Below are 26,365 nucleotides of genomic sequence, written 5' to 3'. Positions count from 1 at the left end.
GAGGAGGAGCGCATCGCCGCAGGCTAGGGGCGGCTTTCGGGCCGCCGGCGGCAGCGGCCGGCTCTGCGGGAAAGCACGCACACTCCTGGATGGGGAGGGACGCCGACCCGGCGCCGAGCCCGGGGCAGGCTCGCGAGGGCCGGATAGCGCCGCCCGGCACTCAATGGCGTCGGGACCGGGGCTTAAAGGAAGGGGCGGCACCTATTGGGGGGAACAGGTGCCGCCACAGCAACGCTGGATTGGGGGAATCGCTTACGCTGCGTGTCAAAGGAGCTTTGACGGGTTCAGTGTACCCCGAACGGGGCACTCCGCAAGAGGGAGTTGACACGCAGTCGGGAAATCCTCAGGTTCTGCCGTTCCGCAGTTCGCGGGCCTATCCACACGGGACACGGATGCCGGCGCACAGAACCCGCGCGAAGAGGTCGGCGAGCAGGCACACGGCACCGCGTTCCGCCCCGTTACCGCCGCAGATACGCGAACTTTTCCCTCCCCGATAGGCTCGGGGTCGTCCAGATCGAGGCGCGAAGGAGCGTGGACGCATGGTGGAAGCGATGGGCGAGGTCCGGGCCGAGGACATGGTCTTCGGGCCGCCGCCGTCGTTCGCGGGGGACGCCGCGGCGAGCGAGGCCCTGTACGAGCAGGCGCGCGCGAACCGCGAGCAGTTCTGGGCCGATCAGGCCCGCTCCCTGCTGCACTGGCACCGCCCCTTCACCGAGGTTCTCGACTGGTCGAACGCGCCGTTCGCGCGCTGGTTCGGGGACGGGCAGCTCAACGTCGCCTACAACTGCCTGGACCGTCACGTCCTCGCCGGGAACGGCGACCGCGTCGCCCTGCTCTGGGAGGGCGAGCCCGGCGACACCCGCCGCATCACCTACGGGGAGCTCACTGCCGAGGTGAAGCGGGCGGCCAACCTGCTGACCGCCCTCGGCGTGCGCGCCGGCGACCGCGTCGCCATCTACCTGCCGATGATCCCCGAGGCGGTCATCGCGATGCTGGCCGTGGCCCGGCTCGGCGCGGTGCACTCCGTGGTGTTCGGCGGCTTCAGCGCGGAGAGCCTCCGCGCGCGGATCGACGACGCCGAGGCGAAGCTCGTCATCACGGCGGACGGCGGCTGGCGCAAGGGCAAGGTCAGCCCGCTCAAGCCGGCGGTCGACGCCGCCCTCGCGAGCGGGGACAGCACCGTCGAGCACGTCCTCGTCGTGCAGCGGGCGTGGCCGGACGACCAGGAGCTCGGATGGACCGAGGGCCGCGACCTGTGGTGGCACGAGGAGATCGCGCAGGTCGACTGGGAGCACGAGGCACAGGCGTTCGAGGCCGAGAACCCGCTGTTCATCCTCTACACCTCGGGCACGACGGGGAAGCCGAAGGGCATCCTGCACACGAGCGGCGGGTACCTCACCCAGGCCGCATACACGCACCGCAACGTGTTCGACCTGCACCCGGAGACCGACGTCTACTGGTCGACGGCGGACGTCGGCTGGGTCACCGGCCACAGCTACGTCGTCTACGGGCCGCTCGCGAACGGCGCCACCGAGGTGATGTACGAGGGCACCCCGGACACCCCCATGCCGGCCGCTGGTGGGAGATCATCGAGAAGTACCAGGTCAGCATCCTGTACGCGGCGCCCACCGCCATCCGCTCCTTCATGAAGGCGGGCCGCGAGATCCCGCAGAAGTTCGACCTCAGCTCGCTGCGCGTGCTCGGCTCGGTCGGCGAGCCGATCAACCCGGAGGCGTGGCTCTGGTACCGGGAGGTGATCGGCGGTCACCGCACCCCGATCGTCGACACCTGGTGGCAGACGGAGACGGGCGGCATCATGGTGTCCCCGCTCCCCGCGGTGACCCTGGCGAAGCCGGGTTCCGCGCAGGTGCCCCTGCCGGGCATCACCGTCGACGTGCTGGATGACGCAGGCAAGCCCGTCGGCAACAACGAGAGCGGGCTGCTCGCCATCCCGGAGCCGTGGCCCGGGATGCTGCGCGGCATCTGGGGCGACCCCGAGCGCTTCATCGAGACGTACTGGTCACGGTTCCCGGACGGACCCGATGGGCCCATCTACTTCGCCGGCGACGGCGCCCGCAAGGACCACGACGGCGACATCTGGCTGCTCGGCCGGGTCGACGACGTCATGAACGTGTCCGGCCACCGGCTCTCCACCGCGGAGATCGAGTCGGCCCTCGTCGCGCACCCCTGGGTGGCCGAGGCGGCCGTGGTCGGCGCGAGCGACGAGACGACCGGTCAGGCCGTTGTGGCGTTCGTCATCGTCAAGGCCCGGCACGTCGAGGATGCGGCAGCCGAGGACGCGACCCAGCAGCTGCGCGCCCATGTGGCGACCTCGATCGGCGCCATCGCCCGACCCCGCGAGCTGTTCATCGTGAACGAGCTGCCGAAGACGCGCTCGGGCAAGATCATGCGCCGCCTGCTGCGCGACGTCGCCGAGCACCGGGAGATCGGCGATACGACGACGCTCGCCGACACGACGGTGATGAAGGCGATCGCCGACCGCCTCAAGAGCTGACGCCCGGTACGTTCCGGCCCGGGTGGTACGGCGCAAGGCACCACCCGGGCCGGAACGTGCTCAAGCGAACTCGAGGATGAGCTCCACCTCGACCGGGACGTCGAGCGGGAGGACCGCGACGCCGACCGCGGATCGCGCGTGCCGTCCCGCCTCGCCGAACACCTCGCCGAGCAGCTCGGACGCACCGTTGACCACGCCCGGCGCACCGGTGAACTCCGGGGACGACGCGACGAAGCCGACGACCTTGACGATGCGCGTCACGCGGTCGAGGTCGCCGAGCTCGCGCTTCACCGCGGCCAGCGCGTTGAGGGCGCAGATGGCGGCGTACTCCTTGGCACGATCCGGGGCGACCAGGCCCTCGCCCTCCCCCACCTTGCCGGTCTCCTGGACGGCGCCGTCGACGAGCGGCACCTGGCCCGAGACGAACAGCAGGTTGCCGGTGACCACCGCGGGCACGTAGGCAGCGACCGGGGTAGCGGGCTCGGGAAGGGTGCGACCGAGCTCCGCGAGCCGCTGCTCGACGGCGCCCATCAGGCGTCCCCGCCGTCCGCGCGGCGCTTCAGGTAGGCGACCAGCCCGCCCTCCGGGCCCTGGACGACCTGCACGAGCTCCCAGCCCTGCGCCCCCAGTTGTTGAGGATCGCGGCGGTGTTGTGCACGATCAGCGGCGTCGTCATGTACTCCCAGGCGGCCACTCCGGTCCCTCCCGCAGACATCCGCCGGGCCGGAAGCCGGGGCGGTTTGTCAGCTTGGCTCACGTACCCTTGATCCTATGTCTGCCCTCACCCGGCCTCGTGGCCGCCTGGGCGCAGTTCTGAGCTTCTTGGGGATCAGTGCGATTGCGGGCGTTCTCGCCACGGTCGCCGTCACGCCCGCGATCGCGCTCACGGGACTGGCCGCCAACAACTCCATCGGCATGTTCGAGAACCTGCCGGGCTACCTGAAGATCGGGGACCTCCCCGAGCGGACCACGATCTACGCGCACCGAGCGGTCGACGGCGCCGACACGAACACGCCCATCGCATCGTTCTTCGCCGAGAACCGCGAGAGCGTCGCCTGGGACCAGGTGTCGCAGTTCGCGAAGGATGCGGCGATCGCCGCCGAGGACCCCGCTACTACGAGCACGGCGGCATCGACCCGCTCGGCGTCGCGCGCGCGGCGCTTTCCAACGTGCTCGGCAGCGACGTGCAGGGCGCGTCCACGATCACCCAGCAGTACGTGAAGAACGTCCTCGTCGCGCAGGCCACCGGCCTTGCGACCGAGGCGCAGCGGGACGCCGCCTACAAGGAGGCGACCAAGGTCAGCTTCGACCGCAAGCTGCGCGAGATGCGGCTCGCGATCGGTCTGGAGAAGGTCTACAGCAAGGACGACATCCTGCTGGGCTACCTCAACATCGCGCTGTTCGGCGGACGGGTCTACGGGATCCAGGCGGCCTCCCAGTACTACTACGGCGTCAACGCCTCCGATCTCACGCTCCCCCAGGCGGCCAGCCTCCTCGCGATCGTCAACAACCCCGAGAAGTTCCGGCTCGACAAGCCGGACAGCGAGACGAACGGCGCCGCGAACGGGTACGCCGCGAACAAGGTGCGCCGGGACTATGTGCTCGACAACCTGCTCAAGGAGAAGAAGATCACCAAGGAGGAGCACGACGCCGCCGTCGCTGCTCCGATCGAGCCCGCGATCCACGAGGCCCAGTCCGGCTGCAGCAACGCCGGCAACGCCGGGTTCTTCTGTGACTACGTGGTGAACGTGATCCGCAACGATCCGGTGTTCGGCAAGACCGCCGAGGAGCGCTACAGCAAGTTCATCCGTGGCGGGTACGACGTCTACACGACGCTCAACCTCGACCTGCAGGACGTCGGTCAGGGCTCGATCGACGAGAACGTGCCGAAGGCGATGGACGGGGTCGACATCGCCTCCGCCGCCACAGCCGTCGAGGCGGGGACCGGCAAGATCCGGATCATGGCCGAGAACAAGGACTTCAACGACTCCGGCGACGCCGCCGCGATGGGGCCCAACTTCTCCGCGGTCAACTACAACACCAACTACGACTTCGGCGGATCGGGCGGCTTCCAGGCGGCCTCGACCTACAAGGTGTTCACCCTCATCGCCTGGCTGCGCGCCGGCCACACGCTGGGCGAGACGCTCAACGTGACGCCGAAGACGTGGGACATGTCCACGTTCAAGACCTGCGACAACCAGTGGGGCGGAACGTGGGCGCCGGGCAACGACGACGGGGAGCGCGGCACGCGCACCGTTCTCGCCTCCACGGCCGGCTCCATCAACGGCGGGTTCGTGGCCATGGGCCAGCAGCTCGACCAGTGCGACATCCGCAAGGCCGCGACCGACCTCGGCGTCACCAACGCCCAGGGCGAGACGCCCAACGACAACCCGGGCGCGATCCTCGGCGACACCTCCGTCTCCCCGCTGACGATGGCGACCGCGTACGCGGGCATCGCCAACGGCGGGGTCGTGTGCTCGCCCATCGCGATCGAGCGCATGGTGAACCAGGACGGACAGGACACCGCGATCCCCGCGAGCACCTGCCGCCAGGGAATCGAGCCGGATGTCGCGGCCGCGACCGAGTACGCCCTGCATTCGGTCATCACCGAGGGCACGGCGACCGCGTCAAACCCGAACGACGGCATCGACCACTTCGCCAAGACCGGCACGAGCGACTACAACCAGCAGACGTGGACGACCGGCGCGAGCTCCAAGATGGGTCTCTCGGTCCTGGTCGGCCAGGCCACCGGGGACGCCGATCTGCGCAAGGTCTACCTGGACAGCGGTCAGGCGGCCACCGCACGGCACCGCATCTGGAAGCCGATCATGACCGCGATCGACGACGGCTACGGCGGGGACGACTTCCCGAAGCCCGACACCCGGTTCCTCAAGGAGTCTTCGTCAACGTGCCGAACGTGGTCGGCCAGACGCTCGACAGCGCGCGCGGCATCCTCCAGGCGGCCGGCTTCGACACCGTCGACGGCGGTGCGTCTCCCTCGAGCGCTCCGGCCGGGCAGGTGATCGGCACCGATCCTGCCGGCGGCTCGTCGGCCTCCAGGGGCACCACGATCACCATCTACACGAGCGACGGCACCAAGGTCGGCGTCCCGCTGCCGAACGTCGTCGGCCAGAAGGCGCCGGCCGCGACCGCGACCCTGCAGAAGGCAGGGTTCACCAACATCAGCTATGCGTGGGATCCGAACCCCGCCGGCAAGGCGCTCTGCTCCGTGACCGCGACCGACCCCGCGGCGGGAACCACTACGCCGACCACCGACGAGGTCACGGTGTACGTTGCCGGGGTGACTACGGGGAACAACGGGAACGGCAACAGCGGGAACGGAAACAACAACAACAACACCGCGATCGTCGACCCCGCGGCATGCTCCGGCTGATCCGGCGCGCGGCCGCCCTCACGGCCGCCGCCGGAGCCGCGGCCTTCGCGTACGGGTCGCTCGTGGAGCGGGACCGCTTCACGCTGCGCCGGGCGACGGTGCCCATCCTGCCCGCGGGGGCGAAGCCCATCCGGGTGCTCCACCTCTCCGACCTGCACATGGCGCCCTGGCAGCGCGGCAAGCAGGAGTTCGTCCGCTCGCTGGCGACCCTCAAGCCCGACCTGGTCGTCACCACCGGGGATAACCTCGGGCACGAGCGCGGCATCGAAGGCCTGCGTGAGGCTCTGGCGCCGTTCGCGGGCGTCCCTGGCGTGTACGTGTGGGGGTCGAACGACTACTTCGGTCCTGAGCCGAAGAACCCCTTCTCTACTTCGCGGGTGCCTCGGCGCCGCCCAAGCAGCCTCGCCGGCTCGACATCGAGGGGCTCGGGCTCTACTTCGCGAGCCTCGGCTGGACCGACCTGAACAACACCGCGGTGGACCTCGAGGTGCGCGGGACCACGATCGGCTTCTTCGGCGTCGACGACCCGCACCGCCGCCTCGACCGCCTGGACCGGGTCGCGGCGGCCGTCGACGACCTCGAGGAGTCCCGGGACGGCTCGCCCGAGGTGCTCGTCGGCGTCGCGCACGCGCCCTACCGCCGGATCCTCGACGCGTTCGCGAACCGCGGCGCCGAGCTGATCCTGGCGGGGCACACGCACGGCGGTCAGGTGTGCGTGCCGGGCTTCGGCGCGCTGGTCACCAACTGCGACATCCCGCGTCAGCAGGTGAAGGGCCTCAGCGTCTGGATGTCCCGGCGCCGCTCCGCCTGGCTGCACGTGTCCGCGGGTCTCGGCACGTCGATCTACGCGCCCGTGCGCTTCGCGTGCCCGCCTGAGGCGACCCTGCTCACGCTCAGGCCCCGCTGAGCGAGAGACAGCCGACTCCCCGCTCGGCGGCGGGCTGTCGCCGGTTGCTGCCGCGCGGATTCGTCGATTTCGAAACGCTCGCTGCGCGAGCTCCTCAATCAGCGGCGGACACCGCTACCGACAAGGAAGGGCCGGACCGGTTGCACCGGTCCGGCCCTTCCTACTTGGTCGGGGTAGCGGGATTTGTCCCTTGCGCACGGCCGCCACGTCGCTGCGCGACGCGTCGGACTCCCCGTGCAAGCGTGCCCGGTGGGCCCAGGCGGCAAGGGGCCCACCCAAGCGTGCATCTCCTCGGATACCGCCACCGACGAAGAAGGGCCGGACCGGTTGCACCGGTCCGGCCCTTCCTACTCGGTCGGGGTAGCGGGATTTGAACCCACGGCCTCTTCGTCCCGAACGAAGCGCGCTACCAAACTGCGCCACACCCCGAGCGGCTTTCGCCTCGACAAGGATAGCCGATATCGGCGGTCCGGCTTTACGTGAAGTCGGGGTCGGGGGCCGACACGTAGCTGAAGGCTCCGGGGCCGCTTCGCATGTGCCCCAGCACGCCGTCGCTCTCCTGCAGGTAGCACTGCCCGCACAGCGACTCGTAGGTCACGTTCTCGAAGCTGTCGATGGCGACCTGATCGCCGTCGAAGACGTACCGGTCCCCGACGCGGCGGGCGTTGAACACGGCCTTCCGGCCGCACCGGCAGATGGTCTTCAGCTCCTCGAGGCTGTGCGCGATCTCGAGCAGCCGCCGGCTGCCCGGGAACGCCACGGTCCGGAAGTCGGTGCGGATGCCGTAGGCGATCACCGGGATCCCCTCGAGGATGGCGATGCCGAGGAGGTCGTCGACCTGATTCTCGGTGAGGAACTGGGCCTCGTCCACCAGGAGACAGGCGACGTCGGCCCCCGTGCGCGCCCTGACCTCCGCGCGGCGCCGCTCGAACGCGAGCAGCACGTCGTCGTCAGGGGAGATCGTGAAGTCGACCGGGCGGCGCACGCCGAGCCGCGACACGATGTCGCGGTCGCCCTTGCGGTCGAGCTGCGGCTTCGCCAGCAGCACGTGCTGGCCCCGCTCCTCGTAGTTGTGCGCGGCCTGCAGCAGAGCAGTGCTCTTGCCGCTGTTCATGGCGCCGTAGCGGAAGTAGAGCTTGGGCACGGATGTCCGTTCGTCGGGCCGCCTACTGCAGATAGCCGTCCTCGGCGGCACGACGGATGAGGTCGGCCTTCCGGCTCGCTGGGCGGTTCGCTTTAGCGTACTTCTCGCGCACGCGGCGGAGGTACGTCTTGGCCGTCTCGTACTGCACGTTCATGAGCGATGCGACCTCGCTGGTCGAGTGCCCCGCCACGTAGAGCTTCAGCGCCTCCGCCTCGCCGAGGCTCAGGCGGGGTCGGTTGGTGTCGCTCGCGCCGATGGGCAGGGGCCGCCAGTCCTTCTGCAGGTCCTCGGCGCGGGAGACTCCCATGATGCCGCGCGCGATGTCCATGACCTCGCGCAGCGGCTGCGACTTGGACACGAATGCCGCCGCGCCGGCAGCCAGCGCCCGGTCGCGGGCCTCCGTCGTGTCGAGGCCGCTGAGCACGATGACCTTGGCGCCGGCGGCCCGACAGGTGCGCACGCGGGCCTCGATCGACACCGGCTCCTTCAGCTGGAAGTCGATGAAGACCAGCTGCGTGGGGAAGTTGGCGCTGTGCACGAGCTCCAGCCACGTCTTGGCGCTCAGCACGACCTCGAAGTCGGGCGCGTTCGCGCCGATCCAGCTGGTCAGGCTGTCGAGCAGGACCTCGTGATCGTCGAGGATCGCCAGCCGCACGGGCGCCGACCCCTCGGGATGCGGCTCCCGCGCGAGCTTGGCGCCCCCGATCAGCGTCGGGATGCTCCCGGTGGTCGTGGGGACGGCGAGGGGGTCAGTCGGTGACATAGGTGAACCTCATGGTCAGCTGGGGAGGAACCGGTTCGACGACGAGGTTGTCGAAGACGGCGCGAAGGACGGCGACATACGGGGCGAGGCGGGTCGAGAGGGAGGGGCTGTCGAGCTCGGTGCTGCAGCGGAGCAGGACGCTGACCTCATGCCCGGAGCGCCGCAGGGCGAGGGCGAGGTCGCGCACGGCCGCGCGATCGACGAGCGCGGTGATGAGCGCCCGGATCGCGGAGCGCTGGTCGAAGTCCATGGCGTCGGCCACGTGGTCAGGGTCGCTGACCGGTGATGCCCACACCGCCGAGCCCGACGCGCTGGCCGTCGGAACGAGGAGGTCGTCCAGCCAGGAGCGCTCCGTCTCCGCGACCATGAGGGCTCGGATCGCGGATGACACCTCCGTGGCGCGGCGCGCGTGCTCGGCGGTGACCTCGCCACCTGCGACAAGATCGGCGAACAGGGGCACGACGTCGCGATTGAGGATGCTCACGCGGCCCTGCTGGACCGAGCGCACGATGCCCTCCTCCTGCTGCTCCACGTGCAGGCGGGACGCCTTCTCGGCTCGCGCGCGCCACCGCTCCAGCCGGCTCAGCACCGAGGTGGAGAACGCCGCTCCCCCGAAGCCGAGGGCGACGACCGGCACGACCGCGATCGCCACGAAGATGATCGGCGGCAGCTGGGTCACGAAGAATGGGCTCTCGATGACCGTGATGACGGCGACTCCGAGACCGGCGAGCACCGTGAGCGTCCGGATCTCCGCAGGAGGACGGTAGGGACAGAGCGACAGGAGCAGCAGCCCGAGGACGACCGGTCCCCAGTCGTCCCGCACCAGGGAGTTCTGACCCCAGGCGGACAGTGCGGCGACGGCGTTCGCGACGACACCCAGGGCCACGACGGTCACCGCGGAGCGACGTCGCACGGGCGCGCGCCTGGGGTCCGTTGCCCGCAGGAGCACGAGGCAGGCGGCCACGCAGCATGCGACGGCGAGGACGCCGAGGGGGACGTTCCCCACCTCCCGCCCATGCACCGCGGTGAGGACGATCGCCACGCCTGTGGCGGCCAGTGCGCCCAGGACCGTCAGCGGCCGTCCGGCGAGCGCGCCGAGCGGATCGAGGGCCTGAAGCGTCTCCTCGCGCCCGGTCACCGCTGGTCTCCACTCGGCACGGAGTCGTTGCCCGTCGGCGCGGGAGCGACCTCGACTGCCGACTCGTCCGGAACCTGCAGCAGCACCGACGTTCCGCGACCGGGCGCCGACCACACCTGCACGCGCCCGCCGACCGATTCGATGCGCGACCGGACCGAGGTGCGAAGGCCGAAGCGGTCGCGCGCCGTAGCGGCCTCGTCGAATCCGCGGCCGGCATCGATGACCATGACCGAGACCATGCCTGCGCCGGCATAGACGACGACCTCCGCCTCGCGCTCGCCCGAGTGCTTGTGCACGTTGACGAGGAGCTGCCGCACGGCGAGACCGAGCATGTCGTCCACGGAGCGGGACAGCGCGGCGAGCGAGGAGGGGTCTCCCGACACCGTGACATCGAGGCCGAGGGCGCGGCCGTCCTCGACCGCCTGCGCGAGACCGCTCGCCGCCCACTCGCCCGTGTCAGGACTCGGGCCCTGGGAAGGGGTGTCCGACCAGTCCTGTCCGATGATGACCTCGAGGTCGCCCGTGAGGCGCTCCGCCAGGCCGGGTGCGATCCGCCCGGTCGGCGCGGAGGCGATCGCGGCCAGGTCGCTGAGCACCGTGTCGTGCAGGAGCGCCGCTGCCCGCGCCTCCACCTGGGATCGCAGCTCCGCGATCCGCTCGTCCCGCGCCGCGCGGTGCAGCGCAGGCTGGGCATTTCGGGCTGCCGGGCGGCTCAGCGTCGTCGCGACCGCGACCACGACGACCAGCACGGCGGCGAGGGCCGCCGTGATGTCGAGGCCGACCGGCTTGCCCGTCTCCACGGCGGCGAGCCCCATCGACGCCTCGCCGAGGACGTACCCGGCGATCGGCGGGAGGATCGCGCCGACCGGCCGGACGCCGACCGCGCCCGACATGACCAGCGCCACCTTGAGCATCGTGAAGACCCAGGCCCCGGAGGTGGTCAGCACGGGAACCTGGACGAGGCAGATCGCCGCGTAGAGGTAGGCAAGGGCGGCACCGAGCACCAGGTAGGCGCCCACCCACAGGCGTGACCGATGGCGATCGACGGCGAGGAGGAGAAGGCCGATCAGAACCAGCGGCAGCAGGGCCGGCCAGATGACCCGCGCCGGCGCGACGGCCTGCTGCATCACCGTGGCCGCGGTGGCGCCGAGCAGGCACGCCGCCGCGATCACGTGCGACGCGCGCGCGATGCCCGCACTCACCGCGCGTGGCGCGAGATGGCCGGGCAGACCGAGGGACACGGGACCTCTTGTCGGGTGGGCTCGCGCCCGGATCGGGAGATGGAATGGATCGCGGCGGCCGTCGGCCGTCTCTCCCGATTATGGCAGTCCGCGAACTATTTGTACCCCATTCGCCCGGACCGCGCCCGCCTGTCGCACGAGCGGGGTACAGCTCAGAAAAGGGTCGGCAGAGGCGAGGGAGCCGCGAGGCGCGCCGGGTCCACGAGTGCGCCGCTGGACAGGACGGCCCCCGTCGCGGGGTCAGTGCGCCCGGTCGTCAGACCATGCTTCCGCATCAGCGGGGCCAGCTTGGCGGCCAGCCACTGCCGGTACTCCTTCGGCGCGTACGCTCCGCGGGCGTACAGCTGGCGATACCGTCCCGTGAGCTCCGGATGCTCCCGGTCAAGCCATGCCAGGTACCACTCCTTCGTGCCCGGCTTGAGATACAGGGCGGAGTGCAGCACCGAGCTGGCGCCGGACTCGGCGATCATCCCGAGCGCCCTGTCGAGGTGCGCCTTGGTGTCGGTGAGGTAGGGCAGCACGGGCATCACGAACACGCTGCAGGGGAGCCCCCGCTCACGAGCAGCGGCGACGGTCGCGAGCCTCGCGGCCGTAGTCGGCGTGCCGGGCTCGACTGACTGCTGCAGCTCGTCGTCGTAGACCGCGATCGACATGCCGAGGTCGACCGGAACGCGCTCCGCCAGCTCGGTGAGGAGGTCGAGGTCGCGCCGGAGCAGGGTGCCCTTGGTGAGGATCGAGATGGGCGTGCCCGAATCGGCGAGGGCGGTGAGGATCTCCGGCATGAGGCGATACCGGCCCTCGGCACGCTGATAGGGATCAGTGTTGGTGCCGAGCGCGACCGGGCGACCCTCCCACTTCGGCGACGCGAGCTCCTTGCGGAGCACCTCGGCCACGTTGATCTTCACGATGATCTGGCTGTCGAAGTCGGCGCCCTCGTCGAGGTCCAGGTATTTGTGGGTGGGCCGGGCGAAGCAGTAGGTGCAGGCGTGGCTGCAGCCGCGGTAGGGGTTGATGGTCCAGCCCCAGCCCCACCGCTCCGGTCCCGGCACCTTGTTGAGCGCACTCCTCGCGAGCACCTCATGGAACGTCATGCCGGCGAACTCCGGCGTCCGCACCGACCGCACCAGGTTGTTCAGGCGTGCAAGGCCCGGCAGGGCGTCGGTCTGCTCGACTCCGAGCTCCTGGCCACTCCATCGCACCTGCTCATTCGAACATACGTTCGAACGAACGTCAAGCAGGCGCGACGGCTGGAGGGCTACGCGGTGAGCCGGAGCGCCTTCGCCGTCACCTCGGCGACCTCTTCCGCCCGCTCGGGCGACTTCGAGAGGAGGGTGCCGTAGGTGGGGACCATCTCCTTGAGCTGCGGCTGCCAGCCGCCGTAGCGCGTGGGGAAGCATCGCCGCAGGAGGTCGAACATGATCGGCGCCGCCGTGGAGGCGCCCGGCGACGCGCCGAGCAGGCCGGCGATCGAGCCGTCGGCCGCCGCGATGACCTCAGTGCCGAACTGGAGGACGCCGCCCTTGCGCTTGTCCGGCTTGATGACCTGCGCCCGCTGGCCGGCCACGATGAGCCTCCAGTCGCCCTCCTTCGCCTCCGGATAGAACTCGCGCAGGCTCGCGAACTTCTTCCCCCGCGTGGCGAGCAGCTCGCCGATCAGGTACTTGAGGAGGCCCAGGTTGTCCTTCGCCACCGCGAGGAGCGGGATGAGGTTGTGCGGCTTGACCGACCCGAAGAGGTCGAGGAGCGAGCCCTTCTTGAGGAACTTCGGGCTGAAGCCGGCGTAGGGGCCGAACATCAGCGACGCCTGGCCCTCGATGATGCGGGTGTCGAGGTGCGGCACCGACATCGGGGGAGCGCCGACAGACGCCTTGCCGTACACCTTCGCGTTGTGCCTGCGGACGACCTCGGGGTCGTCCGTGCGCAGGAACTGGCCGCTGATGGGGAAGACGCCGTAGCCGCGGGCCTCCGGGATCCGCGACTTCTGCAGCAGCTTGAGAGCCCAGCCGCCGGCGCCGACGAAGACGAAGCGCGCGCGCACCTCCGTGGTGCCGGCCCCGCGCTCCCGGACCGAGACGCGCCAGAGGCCGTCCGCGTCCTGGCGCAGACCGCGGACCTCGGCGTTGAGGTGCAGGTCGGCGCCGCCTGCGGTCAGCCGGTCCACGAGCTCGCGCGTGAGAGCGCCGAAGTCGACATCCGTGCCCGCCTCGATGCGCGTGGCCGCGACGGGCTCGTCCTTGCGGCGGCCCTCCATCAGCAGCGGCGCCCACTCGTGGATCACGTACGGGTCGTCGGAGTACTCGAGACCCTCGAACAGCGGCTCGTCCTTGAGCGCCAGGTAGCGCTGGCGCAGGAAGCGGACGTTCTCGGCGCCCCGCACGAAGGTCATGTGCGGCGTCGAGTTGATGAAGGCGGCCCCGTCGGGGAGGCGCGAAGAGGAGACCAGGTGCGACCAGAACTGGCGCGAGATCTGGAACTGCTCGTTCACCTTGATGGCGCTGCGGATGTCGAGCCGCCCGTCGGGGCGCTCCGGCGTGTAGTTCAGCTCGCAGAACGCCGCGTGGCCCGTGCCCGCGTTGTTCCACGGGTTGCTGCTCTCCTCCGCGACCGCGCCGAGCCGCTCGTAGAGGGCGATCTTCCAGGTGGGTTCGAGCTGCTGGAGGAGGGTGCCGAGCGTTGCGCTCATGATTCCCCCGCCGATGAGCACGACGTCGACGGGCTCAGCCGATGCCATTGTTCCATCCTATGTCGGGGGCGAGGCGGTTCTGACCGCGGGCCCGCCCTGCGCGGATCCGCGGGATGCTGCGACTGCTAGGCGACGGGCAGGCGCGCGGCGACGAGCTCCGCGAGCTGCACGGCGTTGAGCGCGGCGCCCTTGCGGAGGTTGTCGTTGCTGATGAAGAGCGCCAGTCCGCGGCCTTCGGGAGCGCCCTCGTCCTGCCGGATGCGTCCCACGTAGCTGGGGTCCGTGCCGGCGGCCTGCAGCGGAGTCGGGATGTCCGACAGTGCGACGCCGGGGGCGCCGTCGAGCAGCTCCCGCGCCCGCTCGGGGCTGATCGGCCGCTCGAACTCGGCGTTGATCGACAGCGAGTGGCCGGTGAACACCGGCACGCGGACGCAGGTGCCGCTCACGAGCAGCTCGGGCAGCTCGAGGATCTTCCGGCTCTCGTTGCGGAGCTTCTTCTCCTCGTCGGTCTCCCCGAGGCCGTCCTCGACGAGGTTGCCCGCGAAGGGGATCACATCGAACGCGATGGTGCGCGGGAACTTCTCCGCCGCCGGGAACTCGACGGCCGAACCGTCGTGCACCAGGCGTCCCAGGTCCTGACCCACCGCGGCCTCGGCCTGCTGGATGAGCTCCGCGGCCCCCGCCAGGCCCGCGCCCGAGACCGCCTGGTACGTGCTGACGATGAGACGCCGCAGTCCCGCCTCGGCGTCGAGGACCTTGAGGACCGGCATGGCCGCCATGGTCGTGCAGTTCGGATTCGCGACGATGCCCTTGACGGCCTCGTCGAGGGCGTGCGGGTTCACCTCGCTGACGACGAGGGGGACCTCGGGATCCATCCGCCAGGCCGACGAGTTGTCGATGACGGTCACGCCGGCGGCCGCGAAGCGCGGCGCCTGCGCCCGGGATGTCGTCGCCCCGGCCGAGAAGAGGGCGATGTCGAGGCCGGAGGGGTCCGCCGTGGCGGCATCCTCGACCACGATGTCCTCGCCGCGCCAGGGCAGCGTCGTGCCGGCCGAGCGCGCCGACGCGAAGTAGCGGATCTCGGCGATCGGGAAGTCCCGCTCCTCGAGCAGCCGGCGCATGACGGCGCCCACCTGACCGGTCGCGCCGACTACTCCGACGCGCACTCCTCTGCCTTCAGCCATTGCCTTCTCGTTCCTCTGGTGTCTCAGCGCCCGGTGCCTGCGTAGACGACGGCCTCATCCTCGCCGTCCAGCCCGAACGCGGCGTGGACGGCGCGCACGGCGTCGTTGATCATGTCCGCGCGCGTGACGACGGAGATGCGGATCTCGCTGGTCGAGATCATCTCGATGTTGATGCCCGCCTCGAACAGGGCGGTGAAGAGCTGGGCGGAGACGCCCGCGTTCGTGCGCATGCCGGCGCCGACGAGCGACAGCTTGCCGATCTGGTCGTCGTGCTGCAGCGAGTGGAAGCCGACCGCGCCCTTCTCGACTGTGAGCGCGGTGAGGACGGTCTGCGCGTCCGACTTCGGCAGCGTGAACGAGATGTCGGTGAGCCCGGTGGCGGCCGCCGACACGTTCTGCACGATCATGTCGATGTTCGCGCCCGACTTCGCGACGATGTTGAAGATCTGCGCGGCCTTGCCCGGGATGTCCGGGACGCCGACGACCGTGATCTTCGCCTCGGTCAGGTCGTGGGCGACCCCGGCGATGATCGGCTCTTCCACAGGTTCTCCGTTCTCGTCACGGCCCGCCTCCGGCGGGTTGTAGACGATGGTGCCCTCGTTGTTGTTGAACGACGAGCGTACGTGCAGGGTAACGCCGTGCCGGCGCGCGTATTCCACGGCACGGATGTAGAGCACCTTCGCGCCGGACGCCGCGAGCTCGAGCATCTCCTCGCTCGTCACGCGCTCGAGCTTCCGTGCCCGAGGGACGACCCGAGGGTCGGCGGTGAAGACGCCGTCGACGTCCGTGAAGATCTCGCAGATGGAGGCGTCGAGTGCCGCGGCGAGCGCGACGGCGGTCGTGTCGGAGCCGCCCCGGCCGAGGGTCGTGATGTCGCCCGTGCTGCGGTTGAACCCCTGAAAGCCCGCGACGATCGCGATGGCGCCCTCGTCGAGCGCCTCCCGGACGCGGCCCGGCGTGACGTCGACGATGCGCGCGGCGCCGTGCCGGGCGTCCGTGATCATCCCCGCCTGGCTTCCGGTGAAGGAGCGGGCGTCGTAGCCGAGGTTCTTGATCGCCATCGCCAGCAGCGCCATCGAGATGCGCTCGCCCGCGGTGAGCAGCATGTCGAGCTCGCGGGGCTCCGGGATGGGCGCCACCTCGTGCGCCAGGTCCAGCAGGTCGTCGGTCGTGTCCCCCATCGCGGACACGGCGACGACGACCTCGTTGCCCGCCCGGCGAGTGGCGACGATCCGCTTCGCGACGCGCTTGATGCTCTCCGCGTCGGCGACGGACGATCCGCCGAACTTCTGGACGATCAGACTCACGCGCGACTCCTGTGATCCGGCCGCCCCTCGGAGGCCGCGACGATTCTACTTGCTGGGGAAAACGGCCCCCGCCGGTGTGACGGCGCCGGGACCCCGCCTGCTCCCGCTCGTGCGATACGCCGCCTTCCCCTCTCCGCTGATTGAGGAGCTCGCGGAGGGAGCGTCTCGAAATCCACGCTGTTACGCGGGTTCACGCGGGTGCCGGGGTCCCAACGCACGTTCCGGGATTTCGGGACGGCGCCTCCGGCGCCTCCTCAGTCAGCGGCCGGTCAGTGTTCGACGAGGCGGCGGCCCTCGAAGGCGCGGCCCAGCGTGACCTCGTCGGCGTACTCGAGGTCGCCGCCGACCGGGAGGCCCGACGCCAGGCGGCTCACCCGCACTTCGAGCGTGCGCATGAGGCGGGAGAGGTAGGTGGCTGTCGCCTCGCCCTCGAGGTTCGGGTCCGTGGCGATGATGACCTCGTCGACGGTGCCGTCGGCGAGCCGCTGCAGCAGCTCCCGCACCCGCAGGTCCTCGGGGCCGATGCCGTCGATGGGGCTGATCGCGCCGCCGAGCACGTGGTACAGGCCGCGGAACTCCCGGGTCCGCTCGATCGCCACGACGTCCTTCGCCTCCTCGACCACGCAGAGCAGCGAACGGTTGCGGCGCGGGTCGCGGCAGATGTTGCACCGCTCCTGGTCGGAGACGTTGCCGCAGTCCACGCAGAAGCGGACCTTCTCGCGGACCTCCAGCAGGATCTCCCCAGCCGGCGCACGTCGAAGGACTGCGTCTGCACGATGTGGAACGCGATGCGCTGCGCCGACTTCGGCCCGATGCCCGGCAGCCGGCCCAGCTCGTCGATGAGCTCCTGGACGATCCCCTCGTACACGGACTACTCCCGACCGCGGGGCGGGATCGCGGTCTCCTCGATGAAGCTCGCCCCGAGGATCTCCCGCACCACCGCCTCGCCGTAGCGCTGCGGCTCGTTGCGGACGGTCGACGAGGTGGTGGATCCGGTGCGCGCCGCGACTGCGCTCGGTGCGCCCTCCGGCACGTCCACTCTCGCGAGGAACTTCACGCGCGTGCCGAGCACGTCGAGGATCGCCTGGCGGAGGATCTCGCTGACGCCCTCCCCGCGTTCTGCTGCTGGCGGAAGCCGGCGACGTCGTTCTCGCTGATGAAGCCCAGGGTGAGGATGTCCTGCCGCAGCGCGAGCGGTTGCGCGGTGTAGACGACGGTCCAGGCGGCCAGCTTAATGCGCTTGACCGCCTCGAGGATCTCGGGCCACGAGTCGCGCACGCGCTGCAGGTCCAGCTGCACGGCGGACGACGCCCCGGGAGAGACGTCTGCGGGCCCGTACTCGTCGACGGGCGCCTCGCGGTCCTCCACGGGAGGCGGAGGGACGTCGGTGCCGCGCGACGGCGGCCCGGCGGCCGGGCGGGGCTGCTCTCCGGGGCGGGACGCCGGCGTCCGCGTGGCCTCCGGGGCCGGCGCGGCGGTGCCGGGGACGCCCGATCCGGGGACCCGCACCTCCCAGCCGGGCTCGCTGATCGGCGCGGCGGCGGCACCACGGGATGGCTCGGCGGCCGTGCGGTCCACGCGTGCAGCGGGGGCGGGCTCCTGGCGGACGGGCGCGGGACGCGCCGGCTCGGCGCGCACCGCAGGAACCTCGGGCGGCGTGGGGCCCGGTGCCGGAGCAGCCACCGCAGGACGGGCCGATTCGGCGCTTCCGGGCCGAAGCGGCGGCCCGGTCTGCCCGATCCGGCCCGCCGAGCCGGCCGGGGCCTCAGCTCCCTCGACGCCCACGCGGCGCTCGAGGCGCTCCACGCGGGCCAGGGCGCCCCGTTCAGAGGCGTCGCTCGAGGGGACGAGCACGCGCGCGATCATGAGCTCGAGGTGCAGCCGGGGGGACGTCGCGCCGGTCATCTCCGTGAGTGCGGCGTTGACCACATCCGCGGCGCGGGAGAGCTCCGCTGCGCCGAAGTGGGCGGCCTGCACGCGGTAGGACTCCAGCTGCTCGGCGGGGACGCCGCGGAGGACGCTGCCCGCGCTCTCCCCGTCGCCGCGACGACGATGAGGTCACGAAGGCGCTCGAGGAGGTCCTCGACGAAACGGCGGGGATCCTGGCCCGTCTGGATGACACGGTCGATGGCGCCGAACGCCTCCGACGCGTTGCGGGCGCCGAGAGCCAGCACCACATCGTCGAGCAGCGCTCCGTGCGTGTAGCCGAGGAGGAGACCGCGCGCTCGTAGTCGACGGTGTCGCCCTCCGATCCCGCGATGAGCTGGTCGAGGAGGGAGAGGGTGTCGCGCACCGAGCCGCCTCCCGCGCGGACCACGAGGGGCAGCACGCCCGCCGCGACGGTGACACCCTCGGACTCGCACAGCTGCTGGAGGTACTCGAGCATCTGCGCCGGGGGCACCAGCCGGAACGGGTAGTGGTGGGTGCGCGAGCGGATGGTGCCGATGACCTTCTCGGGCTCCGTCGTCGCGAAGATGAACTTCACGTGCTCCGGCGGCTCCTCGACGATCTTGAGGAGCGCGTTGAAGCCCTGCGGCGTCACCATGTGCGCCTCGTCCAGGATGAAGATCTTGAAGCGGTCGCGGGCCGGCGCGAAGATCGCCCGCTCACGCAGGTCGCGGGCGTCGTCCACCCCGTTGTGACTGGCCGCGTCGATCTCGACCACGTCGAGCGACCCGCCGCCGTCGCGGCCGAGCTCCACGCAGCTGGGGCACTCGCCGCACGGGGTGTCGGTGGGGCCCTTCGCGCAGTTGAGGCAGCGGGCGAGGATGCGCGCCGACGTGGTCTTGCCGCAGCCACGCGGACCGCTGAAGAGGTAGGCGTGGTTGACCCGGTCGGTGCGCAGCGCGGTGCGCAGCGGATCGGTGACCTGGCTCTGCCCGATCAGCTCCGCGAACGTCTCCGGACGGTAGCGACGGTAGAGGGCGGTGACCACCGAACCAGGGTAACCGCCGGGGGTGACACCGAGACCCCGACAGCGGAAACCGGCGGACGGCGCGGCGACGCTGTGGACGAACGCCCTTGCCTGCGATCAGGAGCCCGATCAGCCGGCCGGGGTCAGCTTCCTGCGCAACGCGGCTGCGGACTCGCGGAGGATGGGGACTCCGTCGGAATGGCTACGCCATTCCTCCTCCCCGAATCCACGCACTGCAATAGATGACAAACGCGCCCGCCCTACGGGCGAGCGCGTTCGTCATCTGCGGAGGATGGGGACTCCGTCGGAATGGCTACGCCATTCCTCCTCCCCGAATCCACGCACTGCAATAGATGACAAACGCGCCCGCCCTACGGGCGAGCGCGTTCGTCATCTGCGGAGGATGGGGGATTCGAACCCCCGAGGGCTTTCACCCAACACGCTTTCCAAGCGTGCGCCATAGGCCACTAGGCGAATCCTCCAGCGTGGTCCTCAGGGTGGAGCCCGAGAACCACTAGAGCATCCTACCGGTACACTGGATGCGGCTCCCCGCGTGGCGCCATCCAGGCCAACTCCCCCAGGACGGAAACGCAGCAAGGGTAACCGGGCTCTGGCGGGTGCGCGGGGGTCCCTTTTTGGTCTGCGCGACTCTCGAGCTCCCGCGGTCAGGCCTCTGCCGAGCGCTCCCCCAGTCGCTCCGCGCTCGCCGCCCGCCACACCGAGCGGGCCGCATCCGCGTTGAGCACACCGATCCCGAGCCCCACGACGATGTCCGGCCACCCGGACGACAGCCACAACCCGACGACTGCAGCCGCGAGGATCGCGACGTTCGCGAGCGAGTCATTGCGCGCGGAGAGCCACGCGGCACGCGCCAGTCCGCTCGCATGGTCGCGGTGCCGGACCAGGATGAAGGCCGCCAGCAGGTTGACCACCAGCGCCCCGAGCGCCGCTCCGGTGAGGGGGCGAACGAGGGCGGCTCGGGATCGAGCACCTTCAGGATGGCGGTCACCACGGCGGCGGCGGCCGGAACGAGGATGATCAGCGCCAGGAGCCGGCCGACGCGCGCTCGGGCAGCGGCCGACCACGCCGAGGCGAAGAAGATGAGCAGGTTGATGCTGGCGTCCTCGAGGAAGTCGACGCTGTCGGCGAAGAGGGACACCGACCCGATCAGGCGCGCGACGAGGAACTCGACGCCGAAGTACGCGAGGTTGAGCAGTGCCACGACGAGCACTGCGCGTCGGAGGCTCCGCAGCATCCGACCAGCCTAGGAGCGCACCGCCGGGCGCGCGCTGCCGGATGACTCACAGCGGGCCGCCCCATTCGCGCCCCCGCTGGTCGATCGCGGCGCCCTGCCGGGGAGACTGGACGGACGATGACCATCGAGTTCCTGGCGACGGCCCTCGTCCTTGCCGCGCTTCCCGGGCCCGGCGTGATCTACACGCTCTCCACCGGCATGTCGCACGGGCCAGGATCCGCGGTGCTCGCAGCTGTCGGATGCGTTCTCGGCGCCCTGCCCTATGCGGTCGCCTCGGCGGTCGGGCTCGGAGTGCAGCTCGCGGCGAGCGCCGTGCTCTTCGAGGTCGTCAAGTGGGCGGGCGTCGCGTACCTGCTCTTCATGGGCGTCCGCACCTGGCGAGACACGAGCAGGTTCGAGCTGCACGACGACCCGCGGCCGCGAACTGTGGTGCAGCTGGTCGGCTACGGAGCGCTCGTGAGCCTGCTCAACCCGAAGATCCCGATCTTCTTCTCGGCATTCCTGCCCCGGTTCCTCGGGCCGGAAGGAGGGGACGCGACGGCGCTCAGCTTCGCCTTCCTGCTGGTTGTCCTCGTGGTCTATGTCGCCTACGGGCTCCTCGCGGCGCTCTTCCGCCGTCGCCTGCTGGCACACCCGCGCGGCGCGGACTGGACCCGCCGGGTCTTCGCCGCCTCCTACGTGCTGATAGCCACCCGGCTCGCCTTCCAGACGCGCTGACCTCAGCCGTCGGTCTTCTGATGCGCCATCGCCACCGGCTTCGACTGGCTGGAGCCGCGCTGGCGCAGGTAGACGGAGGCCAGCACGATGAGCGCCACGACCATGAACTCGCTCTGCCAGTTCTGGAACGACTCGAACCAGAACTGCGAGGTGCCGAGGTACTGCAGCGGAGTGACCGCGGCCTCGCCGTGCTCCACCTGGTCGGCGCTGTACGCCTCCGATCCGCCCACCGCGTGCAGTGCGACCGAGGCGAGGAACAGGAGCGTGAACAGGATGAGCAGCGAGTTCTCGTAGAGCACGAGCACCAGCCCGCCGCGCTTCACCGGCCACGGGGTGTCCGCCTTCACCTTCACGTTGCGCGGGTCGTCGTCCTGCGGCGCGTGCTCCCCGGGCGTCTTCGACTCCGACGAGCCGCGCTGGAAGAGGAACACCGTGAGCACGATGTACGAGCCCATCTGCAGGAACTCGCTCTCCCAATTCTCGAACGTCGCCTCGAGGAAGTCGCCGGTGCCGAGGTACTGGACCAGGCCCACCCCCGCCTGGCCGTGCTCCTCCTGGTCGCTGTTGTAGGTGGCGTTCCCGGTCAGGACCATGCCGACGAAGAACACGACGAAGAGCAGGGCGTTGGCCCAGAACAGGCCGTGCTCCCGGAAGAAGCGCATCACCTCGTCATCCTCTCTCCCGCGCAGGCGCCCCTCAGGGGGCTTACGCGAGGGCACGTTACGCGGGTATACGCGCCCCCGCCTGCCCTCCTACTGGGGATACTTCCCGGCGTGTCGCCATCGGTACTCTGCCGTTATTCCGGGAGAAGACTCGCTCGGCGGGCCCCGGAGAGGACTGTGGATGGGAACAGCGCAACGCTCCGCAGTCGTCGTCCGGCCGTCCCGCCGCATCTTCCAGCCACGGGGCACCCTCACGATCGCACTCGTGACCCTCCCGCCGTTCCTCTCCCTCTACTGGCTCACCTCGTCGACCGGCGGCTGGCCCTACGTCCTCACCGTCCACGTCGTGATCCTGGCCATGGTCGGGCTCGTGTCGCGGCAGGTGCGCCGGATCTCGGTCACCGTCGACGAGGCCGGCATCCGCCGGCGGAACCTGCTGGGCCGCACCCGCTCCGTCCCGTCGTCCGACGTCCACTCGGCCATCGTCGTGCGGGTGCTGTCGACCAGCTCCAAGGGAGCCACCCCGCAGCTCTTCGTGCTCGACGCGTCCGGCCGCGCCGTCCTCCGGATGCTCGGCAGCCTCTGGTCCCGGGATGCGCTGACGGCGGTCGAGACCGCACTCGAGGTGCCCGTGCAGCACCTTCCGGCGCCGATCGGGAGGCGGGAGTTCCGGCTCGGCTTCTGGCGCAACCTCGGCTTCACGGAGCGGCATCCTGCACTCACCTCGACAGCGCTCGGAGTGGCCGGCGTGCTCGTCGCGACCCCCGTGCTGGCCGAGATCAACTCGCTGCTGTAGCTCGCGTCCGGTCCTCGAGGCCCCACGCCTGGCCGTAGCCGCCGTCGGCCTCCGCCCGCGCCATCAGCTCGAGGTAGGGCGCGGCGTCGAACGACTCCGGTCCGCGGACGCCGCTCCCCTGCCACACCCCGGTCGCGAGCAGCTCGAGTGCGATGACCGGGTTGAGGGCGGTCTGCCAGACGACGCACTGGCTGTCGTAGTCCCGCATCGTCTCCTCGTTGTCGCTCACGTGGTACAGGTACACCTCGCGGCGGGCGCCATCCTTTCCCGTGCCGGTGGCCCAGAGGCCCGCGCAGGTCTTCCCCGTCATGCGCGGACCGATCGTGGCCGGATCCGGCAGCGCAGCGGCCACGACGTCGCGAGGCGCGACCTCCACCGGGCCGCCGGCCGAACGGACCCGGATCGGCGCGACCGCGTCGAGGTGCAGCCGGTGCAGGGTCTTCAGGACCGAGATGAACTCCTCGCCCAGCCCGTATTTGAAGGTGACGCGCTTGGCGGACAGCCAGCGGGGCATGAGGAGGACCTCTTCGTGCTCCACGTTCACGCATTCGACGGGCCCGATCCCTGCCGGGAAGTCGAAGATCTCGGGCTCGCTGAAGGGCTCGGTCGTGAACCAGCCGCGCCCCTCCTCCCACACGACGGGCGGATTGAGGCACTCCTCGATGGTCGTCCAGATGCTGAACGACGGCGCGAAGATCTCGTTTCCGTCCTCGTCGCGCACGACGAGGTTCGCGCCGTCCCGGGTGCCCAGCTCGTCGATCTCGTCGAAGAGGTGGTCGGCGGCGTACCGCGCGAACACGTCGCTGAGCCCGGGCTCGACGCCCATGCCGACGAGCGCGAGCCGACCGGATGCCTCCCACTCGTGGGCCGCAGCGAACTGCAGGTCGCCCAGCTTGACCCCGGCCTTCGAGTGCGGGGCATCCGGGTGAGGCTCGGAGAGGCTCATCGCCATGTCGAGGTAGTCGGCGCCCGCGGCCTGGGCTCCGGCGAAGACCGACGGCACGAACTTCGGCTCCACGGCGTTCATCACGTGCGTCGCGCGCGAGGCGCGCGCGAGCTCCGCGACCGAATCGGCGTCCGACGCGTCGATGCGCGCGGCCGAGAAGCGGCCGGCCACCTCGGCGCCGTGGCGATCCGTGATCCACGCGAGCACCGCCTCGGCCCGCCCGAGGTCGTAGTCGCTCACCACCATCGCGTCGAAGAACGTGCGGCGGGCGGCGATCTTGGCGATGGCGTTGCCGACGCCTCCGGCGCCGACCAGGAGGATCCTCATGCGGCCGACGCTATCGGGGCCGCGCCCGCCGCCGCCACCGGGCCGGGTTGGCACGTTCCGGCCCGGATCGCGCGTCGCACCGCGCCATCCGAGCCGGAACGTGCCAGTCGGGCGTCAGGCGAGGGCGGTCACCGTGAAGTCGGCGTGCAGGGCCCGTGTGTGGTCGACCGTCCGAGTGGAGCCCGTGAGCGTCACCGAGTTGGGGAGCACCAGGTCCGCGCTCGACCGCCCGAAGGAGAGCACGAGCTCGCCGGGCTCGACGATCCGGTCGCCCGCGATGCCGGTGAACGCGGCCAGGTCGGTCGGCACCGTGACTGCCACCTCCGCCTCGGCCCCCGGCTCGAGCTCCACGCGGGCGAAGCCGATCAGCCGCTGCACCGGCCGCACGACGGAGGCCACCGGGTCGTGCAGATAGAGCTGGACGACGTCGGCGCCGGCCCGCTCGCCCGTGTTGCGGACGCGCAGCGACAGCCGCACCTCGCCGTCGACCGCCACCTCGGCCTCGGGTACCGGCCCGGCTGTCCACGAGAAGGTGCTGTATCCCAGGCCGTGGCCGAAGGGGAACGCGGCGGTGGGGTCGATGTTCGACACCGAGCTGGCGCGCGCGAGGGTGGAGGCGAGGTAGGTGGTCGGCTGCGAGCCCGCGGTCGCCGGCACGCTGACCGGCAGCCGGCCGCTCGGGTTCACGTCGCCCGCGAGCACGGCGGCGATGGCCCGCGTTCCCTCCTCACCGGGGAAGAAGGTCTGCACGATGGCGGCCGCCTCGGTGACCGCCGCGCCGAGCGCGTAGGGCCGGCCGGACAGCATCGTGACCACCGTGGGGGTGCCCGACCCGATGACGGCGTCGAGCAGCGCCTGCTGGGCACCGGGAAGGGCGAGGGACTCCGCGTCGCAGCCCTCGCCGCTCGTGCCGCGACCGAAGAGCCCGGCACGGTCGCCGAGGACGACGAGCACCACGTCGGCGGTGCGAGCGAGCTCCACCGCCTCGGCGATCCCCTCGGTCTCGCCGCCGTCCACGGTCGTGCCCTCCGCGAACTCGACCTCGGCGTCCGGGAACCGCTCGCGCACGGCCTCGAGAAGCGTCGGCAGCTCCATGCCGATCGGGATCTCAGGGTGGTGCACGCCGATGTGGGCGGGGAAGGAGTAGCAGCCGAGCACGCCGAAAGGATTGTGCGCGTTCGGGCCGACCACGGCGATGCGGGAGGGCTCGGCCAGCGGCAGGGTGCCGTCGTTCGTGAGCAGCACGACCGCCTGCTCCGCGATCTCGCGCGCCACCGCCCGGTTCTCCGCGGAGTCGAGGTCGATGCTGCCGCGGACGGAGTCCGGGTCGTCGCCGTTCGACAGCGCCGCGGGTCGCGCGGACCAGTCCGGATCGAGGAGTCCGAGCTCGACCTTCTGAGTGAGCACCCGCCGCAGCGCACGGTCGACGAGCGCCTCGTCGACGCGGCCGCCCTCGACCGCCTCGCGCAGCGGGGCGCCGAACGCGTGCACTGTCGGCAGCTCGACGTCGATCCCCGCCGCGAGCGCGGAGCCCGCCGCATCAGCGAGATCCGCCGCCGTGCCGTGCAGGGTCGCGAGGAAGGCCACCGAGAAGTAGTCCGCGACGACCGTCCCCTCGAATCCCCACACGTCCCGGAGCAGGCCCGTGAGTAGCTCGGCGTCGGCCGCGGTCGGCACACCGTCGATGTCGGTGTACGCGTTCATGACGCTCCGGGCACCGCCCTCACGGAGGGCCATCTCGAAAGGCAGCAGCAGCACGTCGTTGCGCTCCCGCACGCCGAGCGAGACGGGGGCCAGGTTCCGGCCGCCCTTCGACGCGGAGTACCCCACGAAGTGCTTGAGCGTGGCCACGATGCCCGCGGACTCGAGCCCGCGCACATACGCGGACGCCACCGAGCCCACGAGGTAAGGGTCCTCGCCGATGGTCTCCTCGACCCTGCCCCATCGCGCATCCCGCACGACATCGAGCACCGGGGCGAGCCCCTGATGCACGCCGACCGACCGCATGTCGGCGCCGATCCGGCTCGCCATGCGCTCGATGAGGTCCGGGTTGAAGGTGGCTCCCCACGAGACCGGCACGGGATACGCGGTGGCTCCCCAGGCGGCGAAGCCCGCGAGGCACTCCTCGTGCGCGACCGCCGGGATGCCCCACCGGTTGCTTCCGACGATCCGCTCCTGCGTTCGCATCAGCGACAGCGCACCCACGGCCGGGTCGACCGGAGCCGTCCCGAAGGACCGCGTCAGCTGGCCGAGCCCGGAGGGCAGCAGCTCGTCCAGATCGACGACGTTCTCCATGTCGTGCTGGTGCGGCGCCACCTCGGCGCCCTCGTTGGATGCACCGACCCAGACGCCGTAGAGCTGGGCGATCTTCTCCTCGAGGCTCATGGCGGCGACGAGCGCCTCCACGCGGTCGGCGAGAGGGGTGGTCGTGTCCTGCCAGAGCTGCGGAGCGGAGACTTCGGGATTCATGCG

General features: G+C 70.8%; 20 protein-coding genes, 2 tRNA genes, 1 other RNA gene and 5 pseudogenes. 9 read left to right on the top strand and 19 right to left on the bottom strand.

The window, feature by feature from the left end; all coding sequences use genetic code 11:
• Nucleotides 1-575: 575 nt before the first annotated feature.
• Nucleotides 576-2,515, top strand: a pseudogene (gene acs / locus QUE51_RS08065) (acetate--CoA ligase).
• 60 nt (nucleotides 2,516-2,575) lie between these two features.
• Here acs and QUE51_RS08060 read toward each other — a convergent pair.
• Both QUE51_RS08060 and sp36 read right to left on the bottom strand, forming a co-directional pair.
• Nucleotides 2,576-3,046 (bottom strand): RidA family protein, encoded by a 471-nt coding sequence (locus QUE51_RS08060; protein ID WP_286278993.1) that lies wholly within the window; start codon nucleotides 3,044-3,046, stop codon nucleotides 2,576-2,578.
• A pseudogene (gene sp36, locus QUE51_RS08055) lies at nucleotides 3,046-3,209 on the bottom strand (Sp36 family protein). The gene QUE51_RS08060 and the pseudogene sp36 overlap by 1 nt, the downstream one beginning before the upstream one ends.
• A 77-nt stretch (nucleotides 3,210-3,286) precedes the next feature.
• Here sp36 and QUE51_RS08050 point away from each other — a divergent pair.
• From QUE51_RS08050 to QUE51_RS18365, 4 genes and pseudogenes are all read left to right on the top strand, one after another.
• Nucleotides 3,287-3,736, top strand: coding sequence for a hypothetical protein (locus QUE51_RS08050; protein WP_286278992.1), 450 nt, complete (start codon nucleotides 3,287-3,289; stop codon nucleotides 3,734-3,736).
• A complete protein-coding gene (locus QUE51_RS08045) occupies nucleotides 3,685-5,538 on the top strand; it encodes a transglycosylase domain-containing protein (RefSeq protein WP_286278991.1) in 1,854 nt (617 codons plus the stop codon). The genes QUE51_RS08050 and QUE51_RS08045 overlap by 52 nt, the downstream gene beginning before the upstream one ends.
• Entirely contained in the window at nucleotides 5,424-5,909 is a 486-nt protein-coding gene (locus QUE51_RS08040) for a PASTA domain-containing protein (RefSeq protein WP_350226745.1), read from the top strand. Before QUE51_RS08045 ends, QUE51_RS08040 begins: the two co-directional genes overlap by 115 nt.
• Nucleotides 5,897-6,816 (top strand): annotated as a pseudogene (locus QUE51_RS18365) (metallophosphoesterase). Before QUE51_RS08040 ends, QUE51_RS18365 begins: the two are co-directional and overlap by 13 nt.
• 355 nt (nucleotides 6,817-7,171) lie before the next feature.
• On the opposite strand, the gene QUE51_RS08030 reads toward QUE51_RS18365, so the two are convergent.
• The 13 genes and pseudogenes from QUE51_RS08030 to QUE51_RS07965 form a co-directional block, all read right to left on the bottom strand.
• Nucleotides 7,172-7,245 (bottom strand) — tRNA-Pro (locus QUE51_RS08030).
• A gap of 46 nt (nucleotides 7,246-7,291) precedes the next feature.
• A complete protein-coding gene (locus QUE51_RS08025) occupies nucleotides 7,292-7,960 on the bottom strand; it encodes a thymidine kinase (RefSeq protein ID WP_286278989.1) in 669 nt (222 codons plus the stop codon).
• A gap of 22 nt (nucleotides 7,961-7,982) precedes the next feature.
• Nucleotides 7,983-8,723: a response regulator transcription factor gene (locus tag QUE51_RS08020; RefSeq protein ID WP_286278988.1), complete on the bottom strand. Its 741-nt coding sequence runs from the start codon at nucleotides 8,721-8,723 to the stop codon at nucleotides 7,983-7,985.
• Entirely contained in the window at nucleotides 8,710-9,861 is a 1,152-nt protein-coding gene (locus QUE51_RS08015; RefSeq protein ID WP_286278987.1) for a hypothetical protein, read from the bottom strand. The genes QUE51_RS08020 and QUE51_RS08015 overlap by 14 nt, the downstream gene beginning before the upstream one ends.
• Nucleotides 9,858-11,063, bottom strand: a complete 1,206-nt coding sequence (locus tag QUE51_RS08010; protein ID WP_286278986.1) for a sensor histidine kinase — start codon at nucleotides 11,061-11,063, stop codon at nucleotides 9,858-9,860. Before QUE51_RS08010 ends, QUE51_RS08015 begins: the two co-directional genes overlap by 4 nt.
• A gap of 191 nt (nucleotides 11,064-11,254) precedes the next feature.
• The gene (locus QUE51_RS08005; RefSeq protein WP_286278985.1) at nucleotides 11,255-12,301 is read right to left on the bottom strand and encodes an Rv2578c family radical SAM protein; all 1,047 of its coding nucleotides are present in this window, start codon (nucleotides 12,299-12,301) and stop codon (nucleotides 11,255-11,257) included.
• 56 nt (nucleotides 12,302-12,357) lie between these two features.
• Nucleotides 12,358-13,833 (bottom strand): malate:quinone oxidoreductase, encoded by a 1,476-nt coding sequence (locus tag QUE51_RS08000; RefSeq protein WP_286278984.1) that lies wholly within the window; start codon nucleotides 13,831-13,833, stop codon nucleotides 12,358-12,360.
• Between the two features lie 77 nt (nucleotides 13,834-13,910).
• Nucleotides 13,911-14,969: an aspartate-semialdehyde dehydrogenase gene (locus tag QUE51_RS07995; RefSeq protein WP_286278983.1), complete on the bottom strand. Its 1,059-nt coding sequence runs from the start codon at nucleotides 14,967-14,969 to the stop codon at nucleotides 13,911-13,913.
• 23 nt (nucleotides 14,970-14,992) lie between these two features.
• The gene (locus tag QUE51_RS07990) at nucleotides 14,993-16,276 is read right to left on the bottom strand and encodes an aspartate kinase (RefSeq protein WP_286278982.1); all 1,284 of its coding nucleotides are present in this window, start codon (nucleotides 16,274-16,276) and stop codon (nucleotides 14,993-14,995) included.
• A 269-nt stretch (nucleotides 16,277-16,545) separates the two neighbouring features.
• Nucleotides 16,546-17,144: pseudogene (recR, locus tag QUE51_RS07985) on the bottom strand (recombination mediator RecR).
• Between the two features lie 3 nt (nucleotides 17,145-17,147).
• Entirely contained in the window at nucleotides 17,148-17,348 is a 201-nt protein-coding gene (locus tag QUE51_RS07980) for a hypothetical protein (RefSeq protein WP_286278981.1), read from the bottom strand.
• 512 nt (nucleotides 17,349-17,860) lie between these two features.
• Nucleotides 17,861-19,211, bottom strand: a pseudogene (locus QUE51_RS07970) (DNA polymerase III subunit gamma and tau); the annotation flags it as partial.
• A gap of 376 nt (nucleotides 19,212-19,587) precedes the next feature.
• A tRNA-Ser gene (locus QUE51_RS07965) sits at nucleotides 19,588-19,672 on the bottom strand.
• A gap of 58 nt (nucleotides 19,673-19,730) precedes the next feature.
• Between QUE51_RS07965 and ffs the strand changes: the two genes are divergently transcribed.
• An RNA gene (ffs, locus tag QUE51_RS07960) (signal recognition particle sRNA small type) lies at nucleotides 19,731-19,827 on the top strand.
• Between the two features lie 28 nt (nucleotides 19,828-19,855).
• Here the strand turns inward: ffs and QUE51_RS07955 are convergent.
• Nucleotides 19,856-20,122: a cation efflux transmembrane domain-containing protein gene (locus QUE51_RS07955; protein ID WP_286278980.1), complete on the bottom strand. Its 267-nt coding sequence runs from the start codon at nucleotides 20,120-20,122 to the stop codon at nucleotides 19,856-19,858.
• 66 nt (nucleotides 20,123-20,188) lie between these two features.
• Here QUE51_RS07955 and QUE51_RS07950 point away from each other — a divergent pair, with 66 nt between their 5' ends.
• Nucleotides 20,189-20,458, top strand: coding sequence for a hypothetical protein (locus QUE51_RS07950; RefSeq protein WP_286278979.1), 270 nt, complete (start codon nucleotides 20,189-20,191; stop codon nucleotides 20,456-20,458).
• A 104-nt stretch (nucleotides 20,459-20,562) separates the two neighbouring features.
• Complete coding sequence (locus tag QUE51_RS07945; RefSeq protein WP_286278978.1) at nucleotides 20,563-21,162, top strand: LysE family translocator; 600 nt, start codon at nucleotides 20,563-20,565, stop codon at nucleotides 21,160-21,162.
• A 2-nt stretch (nucleotides 21,163-21,164) separates the two neighbouring features.
• Here QUE51_RS07945 and QUE51_RS07940 read toward each other — a convergent pair whose 3' ends face one another.
• Complete coding sequence (locus QUE51_RS07940) at nucleotides 21,165-21,824, bottom strand: DUF6766 family protein (protein ID WP_350226764.1); 660 nt, start codon at nucleotides 21,822-21,824, stop codon at nucleotides 21,165-21,167.
• A gap of 181 nt (nucleotides 21,825-22,005) precedes the next feature.
• Between QUE51_RS07940 and QUE51_RS07935 the strand changes: the two genes are divergently transcribed.
• Complete coding sequence (locus tag QUE51_RS07935; protein WP_286278976.1) at nucleotides 22,006-22,620, top strand: hypothetical protein; 615 nt, start codon at nucleotides 22,006-22,008, stop codon at nucleotides 22,618-22,620.
• Here QUE51_RS07935 and QUE51_RS07930 read toward each other — a convergent pair.
• Both QUE51_RS07930 and QUE51_RS07925 read right to left on the bottom strand, forming a co-directional pair.
• Entirely contained in the window at nucleotides 22,604-23,893 is a 1,290-nt protein-coding gene (locus QUE51_RS07930) for a saccharopine dehydrogenase family protein (protein ID WP_286278975.1), read from the bottom strand. The genes QUE51_RS07935 and QUE51_RS07930 overlap by 17 nt on opposite strands.
• A 114-nt stretch (nucleotides 23,894-24,007) precedes the next feature.
• Entirely contained in the window at nucleotides 24,008-26,362 is a 2,355-nt protein-coding gene (locus QUE51_RS07925; protein WP_286278974.1) for a beta-xylosidase/alpha-l-arabinosidase, read from the bottom strand.
• Between the last annotated feature and the right edge of the window lie 3 nt (nucleotides 26,363-26,365).

It is taken from the genome of Naasia aerilata (genome assembly GCF_030296595.1).
GTDB lineage: Bacteria > Actinomycetota > Actinomycetes > Actinomycetales > Microbacteriaceae > Naasia > Naasia aerilata.
The sequence above is the reverse complement of the archived record's forward strand: the minus strand, read 5'-3'. Positions and strand labels throughout refer to the sequence as shown.

What these genes read in the sequence shown, in the direction of transcription:
- QUE51_RS07950 (WP_286278979.1), top strand. Translation starts at nt 20,189, where the DNA reads ATGGCGGTCACCACGGCGGCGGCGGCCGGAACGAGGATGATCAGCGCC.
- QUE51_RS07935 (WP_286278976.1), top strand. Translation starts at nt 22,006, where the DNA reads ATGGGAACAGCGCAACGCTCCGCAGTCGTCGTCCGGCCGTCCCGCCGC.
- QUE51_RS07940 (WP_350226764.1), bottom strand. Translation starts at nt 21,824, where the DNA reads ATGCGCTTCTTCCGGGAGCACGGCCTGTTCTGGGCCAACGCCCTGCTC.
- QUE51_RS07945 (WP_286278978.1), top strand. Translation starts at nt 20,563, where the DNA reads ATGACCATCGAGTTCCTGGCGACGGCCCTCGTCCTTGCCGCGCTTCCC.
- QUE51_RS08050 (WP_286278992.1), top strand. Translation starts at nt 3,287, where the DNA reads ATGTCTGCCCTCACCCGGCCTCGTGGCCGCCTGGGCGCAGTTCTGAGC.
- QUE51_RS07925 (WP_286278974.1), bottom strand. Translation starts at nt 26,362, where the DNA reads ATGAATCCCGAAGTCTCCGCTCCGCAGCTCTGGCAGGACACGACCACC.
- QUE51_RS08000 (WP_286278984.1), bottom strand. Translation starts at nt 13,833, where the DNA reads ATGGCATCGGCTGAGCCCGTCGACGTCGTGCTCATCGGCGGGGGAATC.
- QUE51_RS08020 (WP_286278988.1), bottom strand. Translation starts at nt 8,723, where the DNA reads ATGTCACCGACTGACCCCCTCGCCGTCCCCACGACCACCGGGAGCATC.
- QUE51_RS08060 (WP_286278993.1), bottom strand. Translation starts at nt 3,046, where the DNA reads ATGGGCGCCGTCGAGCAGCGGCTCGCGGAGCTCGGTCGCACCCTTCCC.
- QUE51_RS07995 (WP_286278983.1), bottom strand. Translation starts at nt 14,969, where the DNA reads ATGGCTGAAGGCAGAGGAGTGCGCGTCGGAGTAGTCGGCGCGACCGGT.
- QUE51_RS07930 (WP_286278975.1), bottom strand. Translation starts at nt 23,893, where the DNA reads ATGAGGATCCTCCTGGTCGGCGCCGGAGGCGTCGGCAACGCCATCGCC.